This window comes from Geobacillus sp. WSUCF-018B, assembly GCF_002809985.1.
GTDB classification, from domain to species: Bacteria; Bacillota; Bacilli; order Bacillales; family Anoxybacillaceae; genus Geobacillus; species Geobacillus thermophilus.
Window position 1 is genome coordinate 1 of the sequence record NZ_PIJF01000044.1, and the last position, 21,391, is coordinate 21,391.

Annotated in this window: 16 protein-coding genes and 1 other RNA gene; all 17 read left to right on the forward strand. The window is 55.6% G+C overall.

The window, feature by feature from the left end:
- The first annotated feature begins 267 nt into the window (after positions 1 to 267).
- The 17 genes from CV944_RS12630 to CV944_RS12725 all read left to right on the forward strand — a co-directional run bounded on the left by CV944_RS12630 (position 268) and on the right by CV944_RS12725 (position 21,353).
- The gene (locus CV944_RS12630) at positions 268 to 906 is read left to right on the forward strand and encodes a Bax inhibitor-1/YccA family protein (protein ID WP_100664293.1); all 639 of its coding nucleotides are present in this window, start codon (positions 268 to 270) and stop codon (positions 904 to 906) included.
- 181 nt (positions 907 to 1,087) lie between these two features.
- Positions 1,088 to 1,885 (forward strand): hydroxypyruvate isomerase, encoded by a 798-nt coding sequence (gene hyi, locus CV944_RS12635; protein ID WP_100659912.1) that lies wholly within the window; start codon positions 1,088 to 1,090, stop codon positions 1,883 to 1,885.
- Positions 1,882 to 2,778, forward strand: coding sequence for an NAD(P)-dependent oxidoreductase (locus tag CV944_RS12640; RefSeq protein WP_095859299.1), 897 nt, complete (start codon positions 1,882 to 1,884; stop codon positions 2,776 to 2,778). Before hyi ends, CV944_RS12640 begins: the two co-directional genes overlap by 4 nt.
- Before the next feature lie 184 nt (positions 2,779 to 2,962).
- On the forward strand, positions 2,963 to 4,285 hold the full coding sequence (locus CV944_RS12650) for an FAD-binding oxidoreductase (RefSeq protein ID WP_100664294.1): 1,323 nt from the start codon (positions 2,963 to 2,965) through the stop codon (positions 4,283 to 4,285).
- Positions 4,286 to 4,287: 2 nt separating this feature from the next.
- Positions 4,288 to 5,646: a (Fe-S)-binding protein gene (locus tag CV944_RS12655; protein ID WP_100664295.1), complete on the forward strand. Its 1,359-nt coding sequence runs from the start codon at positions 4,288 to 4,290 to the stop codon at positions 5,644 to 5,646.
- The gene (locus CV944_RS12660) at positions 5,643 to 7,091 is read left to right on the forward strand and encodes an FAD-linked oxidase C-terminal domain-containing protein (RefSeq protein WP_100664296.1); all 1,449 of its coding nucleotides are present in this window, start codon (positions 5,643 to 5,645) and stop codon (positions 7,089 to 7,091) included. The genes CV944_RS12655 and CV944_RS12660 overlap by 4 nt, the downstream gene beginning before the upstream one ends.
- A gap of 109 nt (positions 7,092 to 7,200) precedes the next feature.
- Positions 7,201 to 9,384 (forward strand): malate synthase G, encoded by a 2,184-nt coding sequence (locus CV944_RS12665; RefSeq protein WP_094238620.1) that lies wholly within the window; start codon positions 7,201 to 7,203, stop codon positions 9,382 to 9,384.
- Between the two features lie 191 nt (positions 9,385 to 9,575).
- Positions 9,576 to 10,793: an NAD(P)-dependent malic enzyme gene (locus CV944_RS12670; RefSeq protein WP_050368633.1), complete on the forward strand. Its 1,218-nt coding sequence runs from the start codon at positions 9,576 to 9,578 to the stop codon at positions 10,791 to 10,793.
- Positions 10,794 to 10,800: 7 nt separating this feature from the next.
- A complete protein-coding gene (locus CV944_RS12675) occupies positions 10,801 to 11,583 on the forward strand; it encodes a fumarylacetoacetate hydrolase family protein (protein ID WP_094238622.1) in 783 nt (260 codons plus the stop codon).
- 147 nt (positions 11,584 to 11,730) lie between these two features.
- Entirely contained in the window at positions 11,731 to 12,516 is a 786-nt protein-coding gene (locus tag CV944_RS12680) for an IclR family transcriptional regulator (RefSeq protein WP_033009243.1), read from the forward strand.
- A 172-nt stretch (positions 12,517 to 12,688) separates the two neighbouring features.
- Positions 12,689 to 14,965, forward strand: a complete 2,277-nt coding sequence (locus CV944_RS12685) for a DEAD/DEAH box helicase (RefSeq protein ID WP_063330657.1) — start codon at positions 12,689 to 12,691, stop codon at positions 14,963 to 14,965.
- 67 nt (positions 14,966 to 15,032) lie between these two features.
- Entirely contained in the window at positions 15,033 to 16,295 is a 1,263-nt protein-coding gene (locus CV944_RS12690; protein WP_100659917.1) for a ribonuclease H-like domain-containing protein, read from the forward strand.
- A gap of 444 nt (positions 16,296 to 16,739) precedes the next feature.
- The gene (locus tag CV944_RS12700; protein WP_014195684.1) at positions 16,740 to 16,985 is read left to right on the forward strand and encodes a CotD family spore coat protein; all 246 of its coding nucleotides are present in this window, start codon (positions 16,740 to 16,742) and stop codon (positions 16,983 to 16,985) included.
- A gap of 235 nt (positions 16,986 to 17,220) precedes the next feature.
- Positions 17,221 to 17,517: a cell division regulator GpsB gene (gene gpsB / locus CV944_RS12710; protein WP_100659918.1), complete on the forward strand. Its 297-nt coding sequence runs from the start codon at positions 17,221 to 17,223 to the stop codon at positions 17,515 to 17,517.
- A 99-nt stretch (positions 17,518 to 17,616) separates the two neighbouring features.
- Positions 17,617 to 18,015, forward strand: an RNA gene (rnpB, locus tag CV944_RS12715) — RNase P RNA component class B.
- Positions 18,016 to 18,148: 133 nt separating this feature from the next.
- Positions 18,149 to 19,285, forward strand: coding sequence for a THUMP domain-containing class I SAM-dependent RNA methyltransferase (locus CV944_RS12720; RefSeq protein ID WP_100659919.1), 1,137 nt, complete (start codon positions 18,149 to 18,151; stop codon positions 19,283 to 19,285).
- A gap of 130 nt (positions 19,286 to 19,415) precedes the next feature.
- On the forward strand, positions 19,416 to 21,353 hold the full coding sequence (locus tag CV944_RS12725; RefSeq protein ID WP_100659920.1) for an ATP-dependent DNA helicase: 1,938 nt from the start codon (positions 19,416 to 19,418) through the stop codon (positions 21,351 to 21,353).
- Positions 21,354 to 21,391 lie beyond the last annotated feature (38 nt).

The window sequence follows — 21,391 nt, forward strand, 5'->3', positions numbered from 1 at the left end:
CGAGGGAATGTTGGCGCGAAGACGCCCGGAGACATGGGAGGGTTCGTCCTCATCAGCGACGCGGAGATCCAAAGGGTGCATCGAATACGCTTCCCCCCAYGGMAGGAAAATATRWCCAGCCGTGGCCGCGAAGCGCACCCTAGGTCTGTAAGATATCCACAAAACTGAAAAAGGATGTAAGRGATTTTGTCGAAAAATATTTTTTGGACACCCCTGAGGGGCCGAAAAGCCTTGATAAATCAACATTTCTAGAGGGAGGGGGTTGCCATGAACCATTCGACCGTTTATGGTCCGCACAGCCCGGTGGCGAAGTTGGCGGTTTCCTTTTTAGCGGCGCTGGCTGTTGCGACCGCAGGGCTGTATGCCGGGCAATGGGTGCCGGCCGGGATGTACTTGCCGCTCTATGGCTTGGAACTCATTTTGCTTTTGGTGATGATCTTCGCCCGCAGCAAAAAAGCGGTCGGCTATCCGCTCATGTTTGCGTTTATGTTTGTCTCGGGGGCGACGCTCTATCCGCTCATCGGCTATTACTTGTCCGTCATCGGCGCAGCGGCGGTGTTCAAAGCGTTTGCGCTGGCCGTCGTCTCGTTTTCCGGCGTTGCCATTTACGCGGCGAGAACGAAAGAAGATTTTTCGTTCCTCGGCGGGTTTTTGATGCTTGGCGCGTTTGCGCTTCTTGGCTTGCTGATCATCCAATGGTTCATTCCATTTTCCAGCGTCGGGCAAATGGGCATCGCTGCTTTGGGGATTTTGATTTTCCTTGGCTTTACGATTTACGACATCAACCGTTTGGCCCGCTACGGCTTTACGGAAGCGGATATCCCGATGATTGTCGTCAATATTTACCTTGATTTCATCAATTTGTTTGTCTACATTTTGCGTTTTTTCGCCAGCGATGAGGATTGAGTGCCAAAAAGGGCTGCCAAAAGGAGCAGCCCTTTTTCTATGACGATGGCACAGATCAAAGCGGCAAGTCGAAATGGTGCGGCTGTTTTTTTACGGCATGAAAGGTGAAACGCGGTGAGGCAGGAATCGGCAAATGGTGGGGCGAATAAAAGAAAGAAATGGAGAAGAAAGGGGCCTCATGATGAAGTTTGCCGTCAATGTTTCGACGATTTTCACGGAAGCGCCGTTTCTTGCCCGGTTTGCCAAGGCGAAGCAGCACGGGTTTTCGCACGTTGAGTGCCAGTTTCCGTACGCTGCGGCGCCTGAGGCGGTTGCCGCTGAACTGGAGGAATACGGGCTGTCGCTCGTTACGATCAACTTGCCGGCCGGCGATTGGGAAAAGGGGGAGCGCGGACTGGCGATTCTTCCCGGCCGTCATGACGATTTCCGCCGTGCGCTTGAGGAAGGGGTGCGCTATGCGCTCGCGCTTGGCGCGCCGCGTCTTCATTGCATGGCTGGAGTGGTTCCGGCCGATTTGCCGCGGGAACGGGCGAAAGAAATATACATGCGCCGTTTGGATGAGGCGGCCGCTGCGCTCGGCGTCCACGGTTTGACGCTGACGATTGAACCGATCAATCCGTTCGATATGCCGGGCTACTTTTTAACGGATATTGATGAAGCCGTGGCCATCATTCGCGCTCTTGGCAGGGCAAATGTGAAAGTGCAATACGACATCTACCATATGGCGCGGCTTGGGCGCGATGTGACAGCGACGTTTGCGGCCTATGAACCATTGATTGACCATGTGCAATTTGCCGATGCCCCCGGGCGGCATGAGCCGGGGACGGGAGCGCTTCCGTATCGCGAGATTTTCGCATTTTTGCAAGAGCAAGGCTACAATGGAGCGATTGGACTTGAGTACATTCCATCAGGGAAAAGCAGCGAAAGTTTTGCCTGGTATGAGGAATACCGCGGAATGAAAGGGGGAGGCGGACGATGATGCGCGTCGGCTTTATCGGATTGGGCGTGATGGGATCGCGCATGGCGAAGCGGCTGCTTGAAGCGGGATTCAATGTCACGGTGTACAACCGCACGCCGGAAAAAGCGGCACCGCTGGTGGAACGCGGCGCCCGGCCGGCTGTGACAGCAGCAGAACTGGCCGGTGAGGCGGATATCATTTGCACGTGTTTATCGATGCCGGATGATGTCATCGAAGTGTATACAGGTGAAGGCGGCGTCCTCAGCGTGGCCCGGCCTGGGACGATTTGTCTTGATTTTACGACCGTCGGCCCGAAAACAAGCCGATTTGTCGCCCGGCGCGCCGGTGAGCGCGGCGTCGCCTATTTGGATGCGCCAGTAAGCGGCGGTCCGGAAGGGGCGGAGCAAGGGGCGCTGACAATCATGGTCGGCGGAGCGAAAGAAGCATGGGAGCAGGTGCGCCCACTGCTTCAGGCGTTGGGAAAAACGGTCGAATATTTAGGGGAAAGCGGCGCCGGCAGCGCGGCGAAAGTGATCAATCAGTACTTGGTTGCTGTCCATTCCGTCGCCGCGGCGGAAGCGATGGTCGCTGGCGTCGCTTATGGGCTTGATGCCGGAAAGCTGTATCGGCTGTTAAAAGAAAGCTACGGAGACAGCCGGATGCTGCGCCGCCATATGGAGCAGTTCGTGCTGCCGCGTCAATTCACTCCTGGCGGGGCGGTGAAGTATGTGCACAAGGACGTGCGCCTGGCGAACGAGTTGATGGACGAGATCGGCCTTGGCCGCCGCCTCGGCATGCAGGCGGAAGAAGCGTTTGCCGAAGCGGTCGCCGCAGGCCTTGCCGATTTGGATATGTCAGCGGTCATCCAGCCGCTCGAACAGCGGGTCAAGGTGACAGTGGAAGAGACAGAATGAACAAAATGGTTGATGAATTCAAAAAATTCGTTGAAAAAATGCATGATCAATGATTTAATAGAGGTAGCGGCACCCTCGCTGCGCAGGGAGCCGTTCGCCTTGCCGAAACGCCAGATGCGTTTCATTTTTTTAAACTATGAAAAAGAAACATTGTTTCCTATCGCGAAACAAAGGAGGGGCAACGATGCTCTCGTTGACATGGCTGGATGAGTTAAGCGCGCTTTTGCGCCCCGGACAAATCGAAGTGAACGAATCCCCGCACCCCCTCGGCAACAGCGGGGCGGCGACCGTTTATCCGCAAACGGAAGACGAGATCGCCGCCGTGCTCCGCTATGCCGACCGCCAAGGCAAAAAGGTCGTCATCGCCGGCCGCGGCACGAAACGGGGGTTCGGCGGGCAACGGGAACAGGCAGACATCTTGTTGTCGTTGGAACACTATACCGGCATTGTCGAACATGCGGCCGCTGATATGACGGTCACCGTGAAGGCAGGAACGAAATTTGGCGATTTGCAGCGCGCGCTCGCCCCGTATCGGCAAAAGGTCGCCTTAGATCTGTTTTGGCCGGAGGAAGCGACGATCGGCGGAGTGATTGCGGCCAACGACAGCGGACCGAAGCGTCTCGGCTACGGGTCGGCGCGCGATTCCGTCATCGGGATGCGCATCGTGTACCCAGATGGGACGATCATCCGTTCAGGCGGCAAAGTCGTGAAAAACGTCGCCGGCTACGATATGAACAAGCTGTTCATTGGAGCGATGGGGACGCTCGGCGTGTTGAGCGAGATCACGCTCAAGCTCCGGCCGCTGCCAAAATATGAAAGTGTTGTTTTATTGTCATTTCCAACCGGCGATGTTCATGATATTCGCTCGTTTGCGGTTTCCTTCCTTGATACGATGATGGAGCCGGTTTGCTTTGAACTGCTTAACCCGGCGCTTTCCGAGCGGCTGACGGGACGGCCGGTTTATACGCTTGTGATCGGGTTTGAAGATGTGGAAAACGCCGTCCATTACCAAGAACAATGGGTGGAACGGCTGCGGCCGAAAATGGCGGAAATGTCCATTTTAGCTGCTGAGGAGGCTTCCGCCTTTTGGCAGGCGTTTTATACAGCGGCGCCGAACGGGCGCCTGGCGTTGGCGAAAAACGGCGTGGAAGCGGCGGTGAAAATCGGCGTCGTCAACTTGGATGTGCTCGCCGTCTTGCGGGAAAGCGTTCTCATCGCTGATCGCTGCCACGTCCGTCTTGAGGCGCACGGTGGATTGGGCCATGGGCTTTGCCAGGTGTATGTACACGGAAGCGAAGAAGGGGTGTTGGCGGCCATTGAGGAGCTGCGTCAGGCAGCGGTTCGCCTTGGCGGCTATGCGATCGTGAAACATTTGCCATTTTCGCTGCGCCAGCGCGTTGACGTTTGGGGCGGAAAGCCATCGTACTTTTTCTTGCTCGAAGGCATTAAGCGAAAAGTGGATCCAAACAAAACGGTCAACGATCAGCGCTTTATTGGGGGGATTTAATCATGAGCACGATAATCAATGAACGGACGGACAGCCCGGCGTGTGCGACCGCGAGCCTCGGCAACTACCGATTTCCCGACTTGCCGGACCCGAGCAAGTGGGCTGATTGCGTCCACTGCGGCATGTGCTTGGAGTCGTGTCCGACGTATGAACAAACCGGCCAAGAGCAGCACTCTCCGCGCGGCCGCGTCCATTTGATGAAATCGGTCGGCGAAGGAAAGCTTGAGTTGACGCCTGATTTGCTCGATCCGATTTTTACGTGCCTCGATTGCCGTGCCTGCACGACGGCCTGTCCGGCCGATGTCGATGTCGGTGGGCTTATTGAACAAGTGCGCGGCCAGCTCCGCCAGGCGGTGCCGCTCACCGGTTGGAAGGCGCTTGTCAGCGACGTTTTCTTAAAAGGCATTTTTCCGCATCCGTCGCGCCTCGATTGGCTCGGCCGCCTGCTGAAATGGTACCAAAAAAGCGGCTTGCAGACGGCGGCGCGCAAAACGGGGCTGCTCAAGGTGATGCCGGACCATTTGGCCGAAATGGAGGCGATTTTGCCGGCCGTCGGTACGCCGGTGCGGAAAAAGTATCAACACCAGCCGCTCATTAAGGCGAAAGGGGAAACGAAGCGGACGGTTGCCGTTTTGACCGGATGCGTCATGGATGTTATGTTTAGTGATATTAACGAAGCGACGATCCGTGTGTTGACCCATAACGGCAACGATGTCGTCATCGTCCCGGACCAGACGTGCTGCGGGGCGCTCCATGTGCACGCCGGCGACCGGGAAACGGGCCGGAAGCTCGCCAAGCAAAACATCGAGGCGTTTCGAGACGTCGACCATGTCATTGTCAACGCCGCCGGCTGCGGCTGCATGTTGAAAGAGTACCCGGAATTGTTCCGCGATGACCCGGAATGGCATGAAAAGGCGGAGCAATTTGCCGCCAAAGTTGAGGATGTGTCCAAATTTTTGCATGACACGGGCTTCAAAGCGCCGAAAGCCGAACTGAACGTGCGCCTCACCTACCATGATGCGTGTCACCTTGCCCATGGCCAGGGCATCCGCCAAGAGCCGCGCGCTTTGATTGAAAGCATTCCAGGGGTGGAAATGGTCGCCATGCCAAACGCCGATCGCTGCTGCGGCAGCGCGGGGATTTACAACCTCACCCATCCGGAGATGGCGCAGGCGGTGCTTGAGAGCAAAATGCAAAACGTGCCGCAAGAGGTGGAACTCATTTCCATGGGCAATCCGGGCTGCATGCTGCAAATGGCGCTTGGCGTGAAAAAATACGGGCGAAGCCAAAAAATCGTCCATACGGTGCAGCTGCTCGATTGGGCATATCAAAAAGAGGAAGGGAAGGACGTGCGCATATGAGAAAACGGCTGATTGCAACGAACGATCCGCACATTCAGGCGCTCGCCCGCATTGTCGGCGAAACGGCAATTTTGTACCGGAAGGAAGATTTAATGGCGTACGACTGCGACGGATTTACCGTCCACCGCCATCTGCCAAGGGCGGTCGTATTCCCGAACAGCACGGAGCAAGTGGCGGCGGTCGTCAAGTACTGCCATGAGCATGACCTTCCGTTTCTCGCCCGCGGCGCCGGCACGGGGCTAAGCGGCGGGGCGATTCCGCTAAACGGCGAAGTCGTGATCAGCCTGACGCGGATGAAGCGGCTTTTGCACGTCGATTTGGAAAACCGGCGCGCCGTCGTCGAGCCGGGGTTCGTCAATTTAAAATTGACAAACTCGGTTGCCCACCGCGGCTACTACTATGCGCCCGATCCGTCAAGCCAATACTGCTGCACGATCGGCGGCAACGTCGCAGAAAACGCCGGCGGCGCCCATTGCTTGAAATATGGGGTGACGACGAACCATATTTTGGGGCTTGAAGTTGTCCTGCCGAACGGCGAAGTGATTGAAATCGGCGCAAACGGCGTCCCCGACCCGCCCGGCTACGATTTGCTCGGGCTGTTGACCGGATCGGAAGGAACGCTTGGCATCGTGACGAAAATTACGGTCCGCTTGTTGAAAAATCCGGAAGCGAAACAGACGGTGCTCGCCTATTTTGACGAAGTGGAAGATGCAAGCCAAACCGTCTCCGACATCATTTCCGCCGGGATTGTGCCGGCGGCGCTGGAGATGATGGACCAGACGGCCATCGAGGCGGTTGAAGCGGCCGCGTTTCCAGTCGGCCATCCGAAAGACATCGCCGCGCTGTTGCTCATTGAAGTGGACGGCATTTCCGCCGGGATTGACGAGCAAATCGACGATATTTTAACGATTTGCCGCCGCCACCATGTGCGCGAAGTGAAAGTCGCCCAGTCAGAGGAAGAGCGGGCGCGCTGGTGGGCGAACCGGAAAACCGGCTTTGGCGCCATGGGGGCGATTTCGCCGGATTATTTAGTGCAAGACGGCGTCATTCCGCGCAGCCGGCTGCCGGAAGTGTTGAACGAAATCGCCAACATCAGCCGCAAATACGGGCTTCGGATTGCGAATATTTTCCATGCTGGAGACGGCAATTTGCACCCGCTTGTGTTGTTTGATGCGAGCAAGCCTGGGGAGACAGAGCGGGCGCTTGCCGCCGGAAGCGAATGCCTCAAGGCGTGTGCAGCGGTCGGCGGATCGATCACCGGCGAACATGGCGTTGGCATTGAGAAAAGAGAAGAGATGCGCTTCATCTTCACTGACGAGGAAATTTTGGCGCAAACGGCCATCCGCGACGTGTTTAACCCGAAAAACTTGCTCAACGCCGGCAAGCTGTTTCCGACGCCGGGGCGGTGCGTAGAGACAAAACGGATACCGTCCGCAGTAAAATGAAAATTTTGCAAAAATGATTGCCAGTCATTTCGTTTCATGGTATCATCTTTTTAGATGAATTAAGAAACAGTGTTTCGTAATAAGAAACAAAAAGGGGGAGAACCGAACGATGGCTGATTACGTACAAGTCGGGACGATTCAAGTGGCGAAAGTGTTTTATGAGTTTGTCAACGGGGAGCTCCTGCCGAACAGCGGGCTCGACCAAGACAAGTTTTGGCGCGATTTTGCCGCGCTCATCGCCGATTTGACGCCGCGCAACAAAGAGCTGCTGGCGCGCCGCGATGAGATCCAGCAACAATTGAATGAGTGGCATAAAGCGCACCGCGGCCGCTTCAATTTTGACGAGTATAAAGCGTTTTTAACCGAAATCGGCTATTTGGAGCCGGAAGTCGAGGACTTCGAAATTACGACAGAAAATGTGGATGATGAAATTGCCATGCAGGCCGGGCCGCAGCTCGTCGTGCCGCTCACAAACGCCCGCTATGCGCTGAACGCCGCCAATGCCCGCTGGGGCAGCTTATATGACGCGCTGTACGGCACCGACGCCATCAGCGAAGAAGACGGCGCCTCACGCGGTTCATCGTACAACCCGGTGCGCGGGGCGAAAGTCATCGCCTACGGACGGAAGTTTTTGGATGAGGCGGTGCCGCTTGCCGAATATTCCCATCAAGACGCAGTCCAATACGCGGTCGTGGACGGGCGGCTCGTCGTGACGGTTGAAGGAGGGGCGACGACAGGGCTGAAAGAGCCGGAAAAATTCGTCGGCTTCCAAGGCGACCCGCAACATCCGACAGCGGTGTTGCTGAAGAACAATGGTCTTCACATTGAAATTCAAATCGACCGCGAGCATCCGGTCGGCAAAACGGACAAAGCCGGCATTAAAGACATTGTGCTCGAAGCGGCGGTCACAACGATCATGGACGGCGAAGATTCGGTGGCGGCCGTTGATGCCGAAGACAAAGTGCTTGTCTACCGCAACTTGTTCGGCCTCATCAAAGGCGATTTGACGGCGACGTTTGAGAAAAACGGCAAGCTGATGACGCGGGCGTTAAACCCGGATCGCGTCTATGAAACGCCGGATGGCGGAAAGCTTGTGCTGCCGGGCCGTTCGCTTATGTTCGTGCGCAACGTCGGGCACTTAATGACGAACAACGCGATTTTGCATGCGAATGGCGAAGAAGTGCATGAAGGGATCATCGATGCCGTCATTACGAGCTTGATCATGAAACACTCGCTCATCGGCAATACGCGCTATTTGAACTCGCGCAAAGGCTCGATTTACATCGTCAAGCCGAAAATGCACGGATCGGCGGAAGTGGCGTTTGCCAATGAGCTGTTTGACCGCGTCGAAGACATGCTCGGCCTCGAGCGGAACACGATCAAAATCGGCGTCATGGATGAAGAGCGGCGGACGTCGCTCAACTTGAAAAACTGCATCTACCAAGTGCGCGACCGCATCGTCTTCATCAACACCGGCTTCCTCGACCGGACGGGCGACGAGATTCATACATCGATGGAAGCAGGGCCGATGCTGCGCAAAAACGAGATGAAATCATCGACTTGGCTGCAGGCGTATGAAAAATCGAACGTTGCCGTTGGGCTTGCCGCCGGCTTCCGCGGCCGGGCGCAAATCGGCAAAGGGATGTGGGCGATGCCGGATTTGATGGCCGAAATGCTGAAGCAAAAAGGGGCGCAGCTGAAAGCGGGCGCCAACACGGCATGGGTGCCGTCACCGACGGCGGCTACGCTCCATGCGCTTCATTACCATCAAGTGAACGTCGCGGCTGTGCAAAGCGAGCTGGCGAACGAGCGGGCCGACTATCGCGATGACATTTTGCAAATTCCGGTTGTCGACAACCCGCAATGGACGGCAGAGGAAATTCAAGAAGAAATCGACAACAACTGCCAGAGCATTTTAGGTTATGTCGTCCGCTGGGTCGATCAAGGAATCGGCTGCTCGAAAGTGCCGGACATCCATAACATTGGGCTGATGGAAGACCGGGCGACGCTCCGCATTTCGAGCCAAATTCTCGCCAACTGGCTCCACCATGGCATTTGCACGAAAGAGCAAGTGCTTGAAGCGCTTAAGCGAATGGCGAAAGTCGTCGACGAGCAAAATGCCGGCGATCCGAACTATCGGCCGATGGCGCCGAACTACGATGATTCGGTGGCGTTCCAAGCGGCGTGCGACCTCGTGTTCCTAGGCTATGAACAGCCAAACGGCTATACCGAGCCGATTTTGCACCGCCGCCGCCAAGAAGCGAAAGCAAAATTTGCGGCTGTGCAGCCATAAGCCAACGCCGGAATCGAGGGGCAAGGGCGGCATCGCTCTTGTTCCTTCCTTATATGAATTATAAATCAGAAAATTCAATAAATAATGAGAAGGGAGGCCGCTCCTAGTTGCTACTGGCCGGTTGCGGAACCGAACGCAGCCAAAAAGGCGGCACGAGAAGACGAGCTCAGGTTAGTAGCCAGGAATTGGATATGGAACAGTTAAGGGAAAAAGCATTGCTTGTCCATCGGCAGGCAAAAGGAAAATTGTCCGTCGAGCTGAAAGTGCCGGTCGTTGATATGAATGACTTAAGCGTCATTTATTCGCCAGGTGTGGCAGAGCCGTGCAAAGAAATTTCCGCCAATCAAGAGGAGATTTATCATTACACGGTAAAAGGCAATTTCGTTGCCGTTGTCTCAAACGGCACCGCTGTGCTTGGGCTTGGCAATATCGGCGCGCGGGCGGCGCTTCCGGTGATGGAGGGGAAAGCCGCCTTGTTTAAAGCGTTCGCCGGCATTGACGCCGTGCCGCTTTGTCTCGACACGGAAGACCCGGATGAGTTTGTCCAAGCCGTCAAACTGCTCGAACCGACGTTTGGGGGCATCAATTTGGAAGATATCGCGGCGCCGGCCTGCTTTATGATTGAGGAGCGGCTGCGCCAGGAAATGGAAATTCCGGTGTTCCATGATGATCAGCATGGCACAGCGATCGTCGTGGCTGCCGGGCTGACGAACGCGTTGAAAGTGGTCGGCAAGCGGCTCACCGATTGCCGGGTCGTCATCAACGGCGCCGGAGCGGCCGGGGTGGCGATTGCCAAGCTGCTGCTGTCGATGGGAGTCGGCGACCTCATTATGTGCGACACGAAAGGGGCCATTTACGAAGGTCGTCTGCACGGCATGAACGCGCTAAAAGAAGACTTGGCGAAACAAACAAACAGGGAGCGCCTGGCGGGAACGCTCGCTGATGTGATCAAGGGCGCCGATGTATTTATCGGCGTTTCGGCTGCCGGCGCGTTGACGCCGGCGATGGTCCGAACAATGAACCGCGGCGCGATCGTGTTTGCGCTTGCCAATCCGGTGCCGGAAATTATGCCGGATGAGGCAAAGACCGCCGGCGCCGCCATCGTGGCAACCGGCCGGTCGGATTTGCCGAACCAAGTGAACAATGTGCTTGCCTTCCCCGGCGTCTTCCGCGGCGCGCTCGATGTGCGGGCGCGAGAAATCAATGAGGCGATGAAAATAGCGGCGGCCGACGCCATCGCCGGGCTCATCCAGCCGGAAGAGTTAAGCGAGGAGTACGTCATTCCGAACCCGTTTGACCAGCGCGTCGTCGCAGCAGTCGCTTCCGCCGTCGCGCGTGCAGCGATGGAGACCGGGGTGGCGCGGAACATTACGAAGCATGAGGAGAAAAATCGCGTCAGAGAGGGGTGACTTGTCGATGAAATTTGCTCGTTTTTTCGTTGATGGGACGGTTCACACCGGTGTTGTAAGCGGCGAAGTCGTCCGTGAAATCGAAGGTGATGTGTTTGGTGAGTGGGACTATACAGGAAGCGTGTTTCGTTGTGATGACGTTGCATTCGCAGCGCCGCTTGTGCCGCGCCATGTGATCGGCATCGGCGCCAACTATGTGGCGTCAAGCGAGCAACGGCCGGCGGAGCTTCCGGACATCCCCGTCTTTTTCTTTAAACCGTCCTCATCGGTCATCGGCCCGGAAGCGGATATCGTCATTCCCGCCGGCGTGCGCGAGGTCAAATTCGAATCGGAACTGGCCGTTGTCATCGGCAAACAGGCGAAATGCGTGAGCGAAGAAGATGTCTGGGCGCATATTTTCGGCTATACGGTCGCCAATGACGTCACCGCGCCGCAATTTTTCCATCCTGATGGACATTGGACGGTTGGAAAATCGTTTGATACGTTCACGCCGCTCGGCCCGGTTATTGAAACGGAGCTTGACCCGCTGTCGGTGTCGGTGAAAGCGCGCGTGAACGGCGTCGAAAAACAAAACAGCCCGACAGAGCTCATGATCATTTCGATCAGCAAAATGATCTCCTATTTGTCCCATGTTATGACGCTGCAGCCGGGCGATGTCATTTTAACCGGAAGCCCGGTCGGCGCTGAGCTGGTCGGCCCGGGAACAGTCATTGAATGTGAAGTGGACGGCATCGGCACGCTTCGCAATACGTTTGTCGCCGCCAAAGCGCCGGCTGTTTCCGCTTCGTAAAGATGAGGGTTTGCTGCCAGCGAAGGGGGGCGCGCATGCCCCATTGCTGCCGGACGGTGCGTTTGCGGGATTCGGTTTTGCCTGCCTGCAAACGCTCGGTCGTTCGTGTATAATAGCGGGCGGAGAGAACAAATTGAGGTGAAGGCAATGGAAAAAGAAAATATAGTGAAATCTGTAAGTCGGGCGTTGCAAATTATTGACATCGTCAGTGCGAAAAAAGACGGGCTAGGCGTGACGGAAATCGCGAAACAAATGGACATTAACAAAAGTTCCGTCTACCGCATTTTAACGACGCTCGCCCAATACGGCTACATCGAGCAGCATCCGGAAACAGAGCGGTACAAGCTTGGCTACAAGTTTTTGGAAATCAGCTCGAAACTGCTTGACTCGATTGATTTGCGCCAAGAGGCGCGTCCGTATTTGCGCCAGCTCGAGAAAGAGACGAACGAAGTGGTCCATCTCGTCGTCTATGACCAAGGGGAAGTCATTTATATTGAAAAATTGGAAGGAACGGAAACGCTGCGCATGCATTCGAAAGTCGGCAAGCGGGCGCCAATGCATTGCACGGCCGTTGGCAAGGCGATTTTAGCCAGCTTGCCGCCGGCTGTCGCCGCCGAGATCATCGACCGGAAAGGGTTGCCCAGACATACCGATTGGACGATCACCGACCGCGAGGCGTTTTTCCGCGAGCTTGACACCATTCGGCAAAACGGATATGCGCTTGACCTGGAAGAAAATGAATATGGCATCCGCTGCGTCGCGGTGCCGATTTTCGACTATACAGGAAACGTTGTCGCCGCCGTCAGCGTTTCCGGCCCGACGATCCGCATGACGGATGACCGCATCATGAGGCTTGCTGCGCGCATGCGCCAAATCGGCAAAGAACTCTCCGCCCGGCTCGGCCATCGGCCGATTCATTCCGTCCAGCCGTAACGGCTGGGCGTTTTGTTTTGCGGCGCGAACGGCCGGCTGGGCATGGCGGACGGAAGGGCATGCAGCCGAGCCGTGTTGCGCTTCGCTTCCCGAAAGCCTCCCGCTTTTCGCCGCGTTTTGCTAGTGCAAACGGCAATGATGCATGTAAAATAGAAACGAGGTGATTGGCAACGTGAACAAACAGACGCTTTCCGAGTGGATCGAACAGCTTCGTCAGGACCCGAACGTCGTTCATTGGCATGAAATTGAGCCAAAAGAAGCCGACACAGTTCCGTTTCCGACCGAATTGAATCCGCGGCTGCGCGCGGCGCTTGAAGCGCGCGGCATCGCCTCGCTTTACACGCACCAGGCGTCAGCGTATGAGGCGGTGCGAAGCGGGCGGAACATCGTCGCCGTGACGCCGACGGCATCCGGCAAAACGCTCTGCTACAATTTGCCTGTGCTGCAAGCGATCGCGGAGGCGCCGGAAAGCCGCGCTCTTTACTTATTTCCGACCAAGGCGCTCGCCCAAGATCAAAAAAACGAATTACATGAAATCATCGCCGAGATGGGAACGCCGATTTACAGCTATACATACGACGGCGATACGGCGCCGGCGCTGCGGCAAAAAATCCGCCAGGCCGGCCATATTGTCATCACCAACCCGGACATGCTCCATACCGCCATTTTGCCGCACCATACGAAATGGATGTCGCTGTTTGAACAGTTGCGCTACGTCGTCATCGACGAACTGCATACATACCGCGGCGTGTTCGGCAGCCATGTCGCGAACGTCATCCGCCGCCTAAAGCGGATTTGCGCCTTTTACGGCAGCCGGCCGGCATTTATTTGCACCTCGGCGACGATCGCCAATCCGCAGGAGTTGGCTGAGCGGCTGATTGGCGAACCGGTGGCGCTGATTGACAACAACGGGGCGCCGCGCGGACGGAAACATATCGTGTTTTACAATCCGCCGGTCGTCGAGCGGACGATGAACGTCCGTCAAAGTGCGACGAAAACGGCGGTCGAACTGGCGCGGCAGCTTTTACGCAACCACATTCCGACGATTGTGTTCGCCCGCAGCCGCGTCCGCGCCGAACTTATCTTAAGCCATTTGCAGGCGGCGGTGAAGGGGCGGATTGGGGAAACGATGGTCCGCGGCTACCGCGGCGGCTACTTGCCGAACGAACGGCGCGCGATTGAAAAGGGGCTGCGCAGCGGGGACATTATCGGGGTGGTCAGCACAAACGCGCTCGAGCTTGGCGTTGATATCGGCCAGCTGCAGGCGTGCATTCTCGCCGGCTACCCAGGAACGATTGCCAGCACGTGGCAGCAAGCCGGCCGCGCCGGCCGCCGCCATGGCGATTCGCTCGTGATTATGGTGGCCGGTTCAAGTCCGCTTGACCAGTACATCGCCGCCCATCCGGAATACTTCTTCGCCCGCTCGCCGGAAACAGCCCGCATCAATCCGGATAATATGCTCATTTTAGTCGACCATCTTAAATGCGCCGCGTACGAGCTTCCGTTTCGGCGCGGCGAGACGTTTGGCGGAGTCGAGGTCGAAGAAGTGCTCGATTTTTTGGCTGAGCAGGGGGTGCTTTATGAGCGCGGCGGCCGCTGGCATTGGATGAGCGAAGCGTTTCCGGCGCAAAACATTAGTTTGCGCTCTGCGGCGCAGGAAAATGTCGTCATTATCGATGTTTCTGACACCGCCCGCCATCGTGTCATCGGTGAGATGGATCGCTTCAGCGCGATGACGCTGCTCCATGAAGAAGCGATCTATTTGCACGAAGGGACGCAATACCAAGTTGAGCAGCTTGATTGGGAGGAGAAAAAAGCGTACGTCCGTCAAGTGGATGTCGAATATTTCACCGATGCCAATCTGGCCGTGCAGCTTGAAGTGCTGTCTGAAGACCGTACTGCCGAACGAGGAGCGATGGCCGTCAAGTACGGCGATGTATCGGTCCGGGCGATGGCGACGATGTTTAAAAAGTTGAAACTGTCGACGTTTGAAAACATTGGATGGGGGCCGATCCGCCTGCCGGAAGAAACGCTTCATACGTCGGCGGCATGGCTCGAATGGATGGAAGTGCCGCCGCGGTTTTCCCCGGCGTTGTTTGAGCACATTCTGGTGGGCATCGCCAACGTGCTTGGCCATCTCGTGCCGATGTTTGTCATGTGCGACCGCTCGGATATTCATGTTGTGCCGCAGCTGAAGGCGCCGCACTCCGGACGGCCGACCATTTTCCTTTATGACCGCTATCCGGGCGGCATCGGTTTATCGGAAGCGCTGTTTGAGCGGTATGAACAAATGCTGGCGAAAGTGAAAGAGTGGGTGGAGCGCTGTCCGTGTGCGGATGGCTGTCCATCGTGCATCGGTGCTCTTGATGCGGCAGGGATGCCGGTCAAGCGTGAATTGGTGCAGTTTTTAGCTGAACAGCTCGCTGTGCGGAGCGGTTCCTCGGCTTAGCGCCAACCGCGCCCTGCGGCGCAGCTTCCCGGTCATCGAGACTGGACGGAAAGGAAGGGCGAGACGGATGAAGCCAAAGCTGTCGCAATGGAAAGAATTGCTTGCCGCCCGGCATAAAAAGGAGAACGATGAAGAAAAAGAAGAGGAGAAACCGGACGGACGACCTGTGACGGACGTGCCGTATGCCGACGTTTGGCGGGAGTACGGCGCCAAGCCGTATTGGTTTGCCGGCGATTACTGCCTCATTCGGGAAACGGTGTATCCGCTTGACTATCAGCACGGCCGCTATCGGCTCGGCGCGTTTTATGAGGTGCACCGGCGCTGGCAGGAGGCGCCGTTTTCCCACCCGCTCTCGTGCCGCGGGTTTGCCGTTAGCGACTTATTCTTTTTTGACACGGAGACGATGGGGCTTTCAAGCGGAGCGGGAAATGTCATGTTTTTGCTCGGCCATGCCCGCTTTGCCGGCGATTGCGTCATCGTCCGCCAGCATTTTTTGCCGCATCCCGGAGCGGAAGTGGCGCTGTATCAAAGTTTCTTATCTGATGTCAACTATACGACGCTTGTTACGTACAATGGAAAAGCGTTCGACTGGCCGCGGCTGAAAACGCGCCATGCCCTTGTCCGTGACATGGTGCCGAAGCTGCCCGCGTTCGGTCATTTTGATTTGTATCACGCCGCCCGCCGCTTATGGAAAGACAAATTGGATTCGCTGCGCCTTTCGGAAGTGGAGCGGCACATTCTCTATGTCGAGCGGGGCGATGATGTGCCCGGTTTTTTGGCGCCGATGATGTACCAAGCGTTTTTGCAAACGCCCCATCCCGACCGGATCATGCCCGTTTTGCGCCATAATGAGCAAGACGTGTTGTCGCTCATCGTGTTATACATTCATTTGTCGATTCAGCTGCTTGACGCAAACCAACTCACCGATCCAGGCGAACAGCTGGCCGCCGCCCGCTGGTTGGAAACGGTCGGGGAGACGGCGGCCGCGCGGGGCGTCTATGAACAGGCGGGCGCCGGGCAGGCGAAAGAAGCGCATATGGCGAAGTGGCAACTGTCGCTTTTATATCGGAAGGAAAAACGGTATGACGAGGCGGCGGCGCTTTGGCGCGACTTATTGGAGTGTGGCGTCTATTGGAAGATGAAAGCGGGCCTTGAGCTGGCGAAAGCGTACGAACATTATTTCCGTGACCTTGATGAAGCGCACCGTTATGCCGTTATGGCATATGAAGCGTGGCGGTCGCTCGCTAGGATGAGCCGACAACATAGCGAGAAAGAAGAAGCGGAATGGCGCAGGCGGCTCGCGCGGCTTGAACGCAAGAAAAACGGGTGAGAACGAGAACTCGCCCATTTCCCTGGCAAGCGCAAAATATGACAGAAAACGAAAATGTTTCGTCTTTTTGTTGTGAATCTTGTAGAAAAAAGAAAAAACGTGTACAATGGCATCGGAATGAACGAAAACGATGGCAGGGAGAAGAAGACGATGCGGAGCATGTACAAAAAAATTTTGTATCTCTTTTTTATTGTCGTCGGTTTGACGTTTGTCGTGTTCAATTATATCTATTAATGAACGTCAGAGAGGCCGGCGCCGCATAACGGATTCAAAAAGACGAATGACTATGCCAAAACGTCCGAAGCACCGGAGCGAGAGAGCTGGTAGATTGTTGGCGCGAATGGCTCTTCAAAATGGGTGTTTATACTAGTACGAGTCCACTCCGTTCATCATAGGCTAGTATTGTCAAGCAACAGCCTAAATTGATGAAAGGAGAGGAATATGATGCATTGCCTGCCGAATGTAACGGCGCCGATCGTTCATCCGCCTCGTTGCAACGTTTTGCATCATTTCGAAGCAACGATTGTGCCGCATATCCATCCATCGCATACGATGCATGTTTATCATCACCTGTATGAACATCAACATTATTTCCCGCATACGGAATCGGCGGTGGCTCAGGCTGCCAATCGCCATCTGTACTGCCCGGGTCCGGGACCGATGCCATTTCCGCCGTTTCCGCTGCGATAGTAAGGGCCAAAAACAGAAGCCGCTTTGTCGGCTTCTGTTTTTTTACGGATGGAAAACGCCGGCAGCCGGCGGCGTTTGGGCGGGAGGACGGCGTTTCGGCGCCGCCGGGAAGTCTGCGTGGGCGCCATGCGGCTTCCCGATCGATGCGGCAAGCCAACCGTCAATTGACAACCGGCTGAATTTCTGAAAAAATAAAGAGAAGATGATCGTTGAATGCGGATTGAGGTGAAAAGCCATGTCAGCCAATCGCGTAAAACTAACGCCGAAAGACATTTTAGAAAAGGAATTTAAGGTAAGCATACGGGGGTACAACCAAGACGAAGTGGATCAATTTTTGGATCTCATTATTAAAGATTATGAAGCATTTCAGCAAGAAATTGACGAGTTGCGCCAGGAAAACGCCCGGCTGAAGCGGCAAGTCGAGGAGCTTCAAAAACGGCCGGCGATGTCGGCGGGAACGACGAACTACGACATTTTGCAGCGCCTTTCCAACTTAGAAAAGCATGTGTTTGGCCGGAAACTGTATGAATAACCAGCCGGCAGGGCGAAGTTGATGCAGGGATTTCTAATTTTTTCTTCTTGATTCTCACACCAAGATCAGCTATACTGTAAGATGCTCGCAGCGTTAATCATGCTCGGGTAATCGCTGCGGCCGGTTTCGGCCGTAGAGGAAAGTCCATGCTCGCACGGTGCTGAGATGCCCGTAGTGTTCGTGCCTAGCGAATCCATAAGCTAGGGCAGCCTGGCTTCGGCTGGGCTGACGGCGGGGAAAGAACCTACGTCCCGGCTCGGGATATGGTTCGATTACCCTGAAAGTGCCACAGTGACGGAGCTCTAAGGGAAACCTTAGAGGTGGAACGCGGTAAACCCCACGAGCGAGAAACCCAAATGATGGTAGGGGCACCTTCCCGAAGGAAATGAACGGAGGGAAGGACAGGCGGCGCATGCAGCCTGTAGATAGATGATTACCGCCGGAGTACGAGGCGCAAAGCCGCTTGCAGTACGAAGGTACAGAACATGGCTTATAGAGCATGATTAACGTGGTGATGGCATCATGAAAAGCCCTCCTGCATGAAGGAGGGCTTTTCTTGTATCGGTTGTTTTGCAGGATGGTTATACTTGGAGATGAAATACATATTGCCTGCCAGAATAGGGGGAAGCGGATGGAGCGATTTTCAATCATTGCCACGGCCGCGATGGGGCTCGAAGCGGTTGTGGCGGATGAAGTGCGCCGGCTTGGCTACGAATGCCAAGTGGAAAACGGCAAGGTGATGTTTGAAGGTGATGCGGCTGCGATTTGCCGCGCCAATCTTTGGCTGCGCACTGCCGACCGTGTGAAGCTCAAAATCGGCGAGTTTCGGGCGACGACGTTTGAAGAGTTGTTTGAGCAGACGAAGGCGCTGCCATGGGCTGATTATTTGCCGAAAGACGTCTCGTTCCCTGTTATTGGAAAATCAGTGAAATCAACGTTGTTCAGCGTCTCCGATTGCCAAGCCATCGTCAAAAAAGCGGTTGTTGAAAGCCTAAAGGAGCGCTATCGGCTGTCGTGGTTTCCTGAAACAGGGGCGCTCTACCGCATCGAAGTGGCGCTCCATAAGGACATCGCCACCTTGACGATCGATGCGAGCGGCGCCGGGCTGCACAAGCGCGGCTATCGTCTCCGCCAAGGGGAAGCGCCGCTCAGAGAGACGCTCGCCGCCGCCTTGGTGCTGCTGACCAACTGGACGCCGGACCGCCCGTTTGTTGACCCGTTTTGCGGCTCGGGCACGATCGCCATTGAGGCAGCGCTCATCGGCCAAAACATTGCCCCTGGATTCAACCGCGACTTTGTTTCCGAACAATGGCCGTGGATCGGGAAACAAGTGTGGGAGCGCGCGCGCGAAGAAGCAGAAGCGCTGGCCCGCTATGACCAGCCTTTGGATATTATCGGGATGGACATCGATCCGCACATGGTGGAAACCGCCAAGGCGAACGCGGCGGAAGCAGGGCTTGCCGATTTATTGTCGTTTCGAGTCGGGCGGGCGGAGCAGTTTCGGACGGACAAGCGGTACGGAGTGATTGTCGGCAATCCGCCGTATGGGGAGCGGCTTGGCGAACGCCGGGAAGTGGAAGCGCTCTATCGCGCCATCGGCCGCGCCTACGCCTCTTTGGATACGTGGTCGGTCTATATCTTAACCGCCCACCGCGGCTTTGAAACGCATTACGGCCGACCGGCAACCAAACGGCGCAAGCTGTTTAACGGCTTTATCGAAACGCATTACTACCAATATTGGGGGCCGCGGCCGCCGCGTGAAGGCTAGAAGTTGACTTCTCGGCGGCGATCCATCATAATATTGTCTTGTTATTGGGAATAAGCGCGCAACAAACTTGTTGCGCGCTTATGCATGATGATGCCGGGGGAGTTTATGCCAATTTGGAGGGGTGGCGGCGATGAGCCATGATCGTTATCCATTTACAGTAGAAAAAAACGAAAACTTCTTTGACAAGCTCAGCCAATGGATCGGCGATGTTTTTTACGATATTTTGCCAGAGGCCGGGTTTGAGCTGCGCGATGAGCAAATTTATATGGCGTTCCAGCTCGAGCGCGCGTTTCGCGAGAAAAAGGTGATGTTTGCCGAAGCCGGGGTCGGCACGGGAAAAACGATCGTCTATTTGCTGTATGCGATTTGTTACGCCCGCTACACTGGCAAGCCGGCCATCATCGCCTGCGCGGATGAGACATTGATCGAGCAGCTCGTCAAAAAAGAAGGGGATATCGCCAAATTGTCCGATGTGCTTGGACTGCATATCGACGTCCGGCTGGCCAAATCGCCGGATCAATATTTATGTTTAAATAAGCTCGAAGAAGTCACGACATATGATGACGAGGATATCGAATTATACGAGCGAATTTTTGATGAGCTTCCGGCATTCGTCCACGATAATAAACCGATGCAGTCGTTTTACCGCTATGGCGACCGGAAGGAATACGCCCATTTGAGTGATGAGCAGTGGAAAAAAATCGCCTGGGACCCGTTTCAGGATTGTTTTACATGTGAAAAGCGGCACCGCTGCGGCCAAACGCTTTGGCGCGATTATTATCGAAAAGCGACGGATTTGATCGTCTGTTCGCACGATTTTTATATGGAACACGTCTGGACGTATGAGGCGCGCAAGCGGGAAGGCCAGCTGCCGCTGTTGCCGGAGGCGAGCTGCGTCGTGTTCGATGAGGGGCATTTGCTTGAGTTTGCCGCGCAAAAGGCGCTGACGTACCGGATGAAAGAGACGACGCTTGAGATGCTGCTGACAAGGCTGCTCGAAAACGACATCCGTGAACAGCTCGCTTATTTAATTGAGGAGACGTTGGAGACGAGCGCGCGCTTTTTTGCGGAATTGAAAGCGTGCGCGAAAGACGTTCCCGGATCGAACCGGAAAGAAATTTCGCCGTCGCCCGCCCTGCAGCAATGGGCGAAGCAGCTGCACAGGCAAATCGTTGAAATCGGCAATGAGCTTGTGTTTGAAAGCGAGACGTATACGATCGACCATTATCAGCTGAACATCGTGGACGAATATTTGGATCAAATTCAATATTCGCTCGACTTGTTTTTGACGAACGCCGATGCGATCACATGGCTTGAGTCATCGCGCCAAGAGGCGACTTTGGTCGTCATGCCGCGCACCGTGCAGGAAGTGCTGCGCGAAAAAGTGTTCAGCAAACGAATGCCGTTTATCTTTTCATCGGCGACGCTGTCGAGTGGAAAATCGTTTGCCTATATTGCCCAAAGCTTGGGCATTGATGACTATTTGTCGTTCAGCGTGCCATCGCCGTTTGATTACGATGAGCAAATGACAATTTATATGCCGACGTTCCGCGCCGGCGAGACGCTGTTTGCGGAAAAATATCGCTATGCGCTCGAAAAATTGCGCGAAACCGGCGGCCGGGCGCTCATCTTGTTCCCGACGCGCGAAGAGCTGCTCCAATTTAAAGAAGAAGCGGCCGATGAACCGTTTTCGTTCTTGTTTGAGGGAGACCGTGAAATCAGCGATTTGGTCGCCGAGTTTCAGCGCAATGAGGAGACCGTGCTTTGTTCGGAACATTTATGGGAAGGGCTTGACATCCCGGGGCCGTCATTGTCAAACGTCATCATTTGGTCGCTTCCGTATCCGCCGAACGATCCGGTGTTTCAGGCGAAACGGAAGGCATACCGTGATCCGTTTTGGAGCGTTGATGTGCCGTACATGCTGCTCCGCCTCCGTCAAGGGGTCGGGCGGCTCATCCGCACCCGCGACGATCGCGGCATCGTCTCCATTTTTGTCACTGACCGCGACGATGCGCAAGTCATCCAAGCGGTCAAAGAGGTGCTGCCGATAGCGGTGAGGGAAGAATAAGTTCTTCCCTTTTTCTTTTTGCAGCCGAAGCGGATATT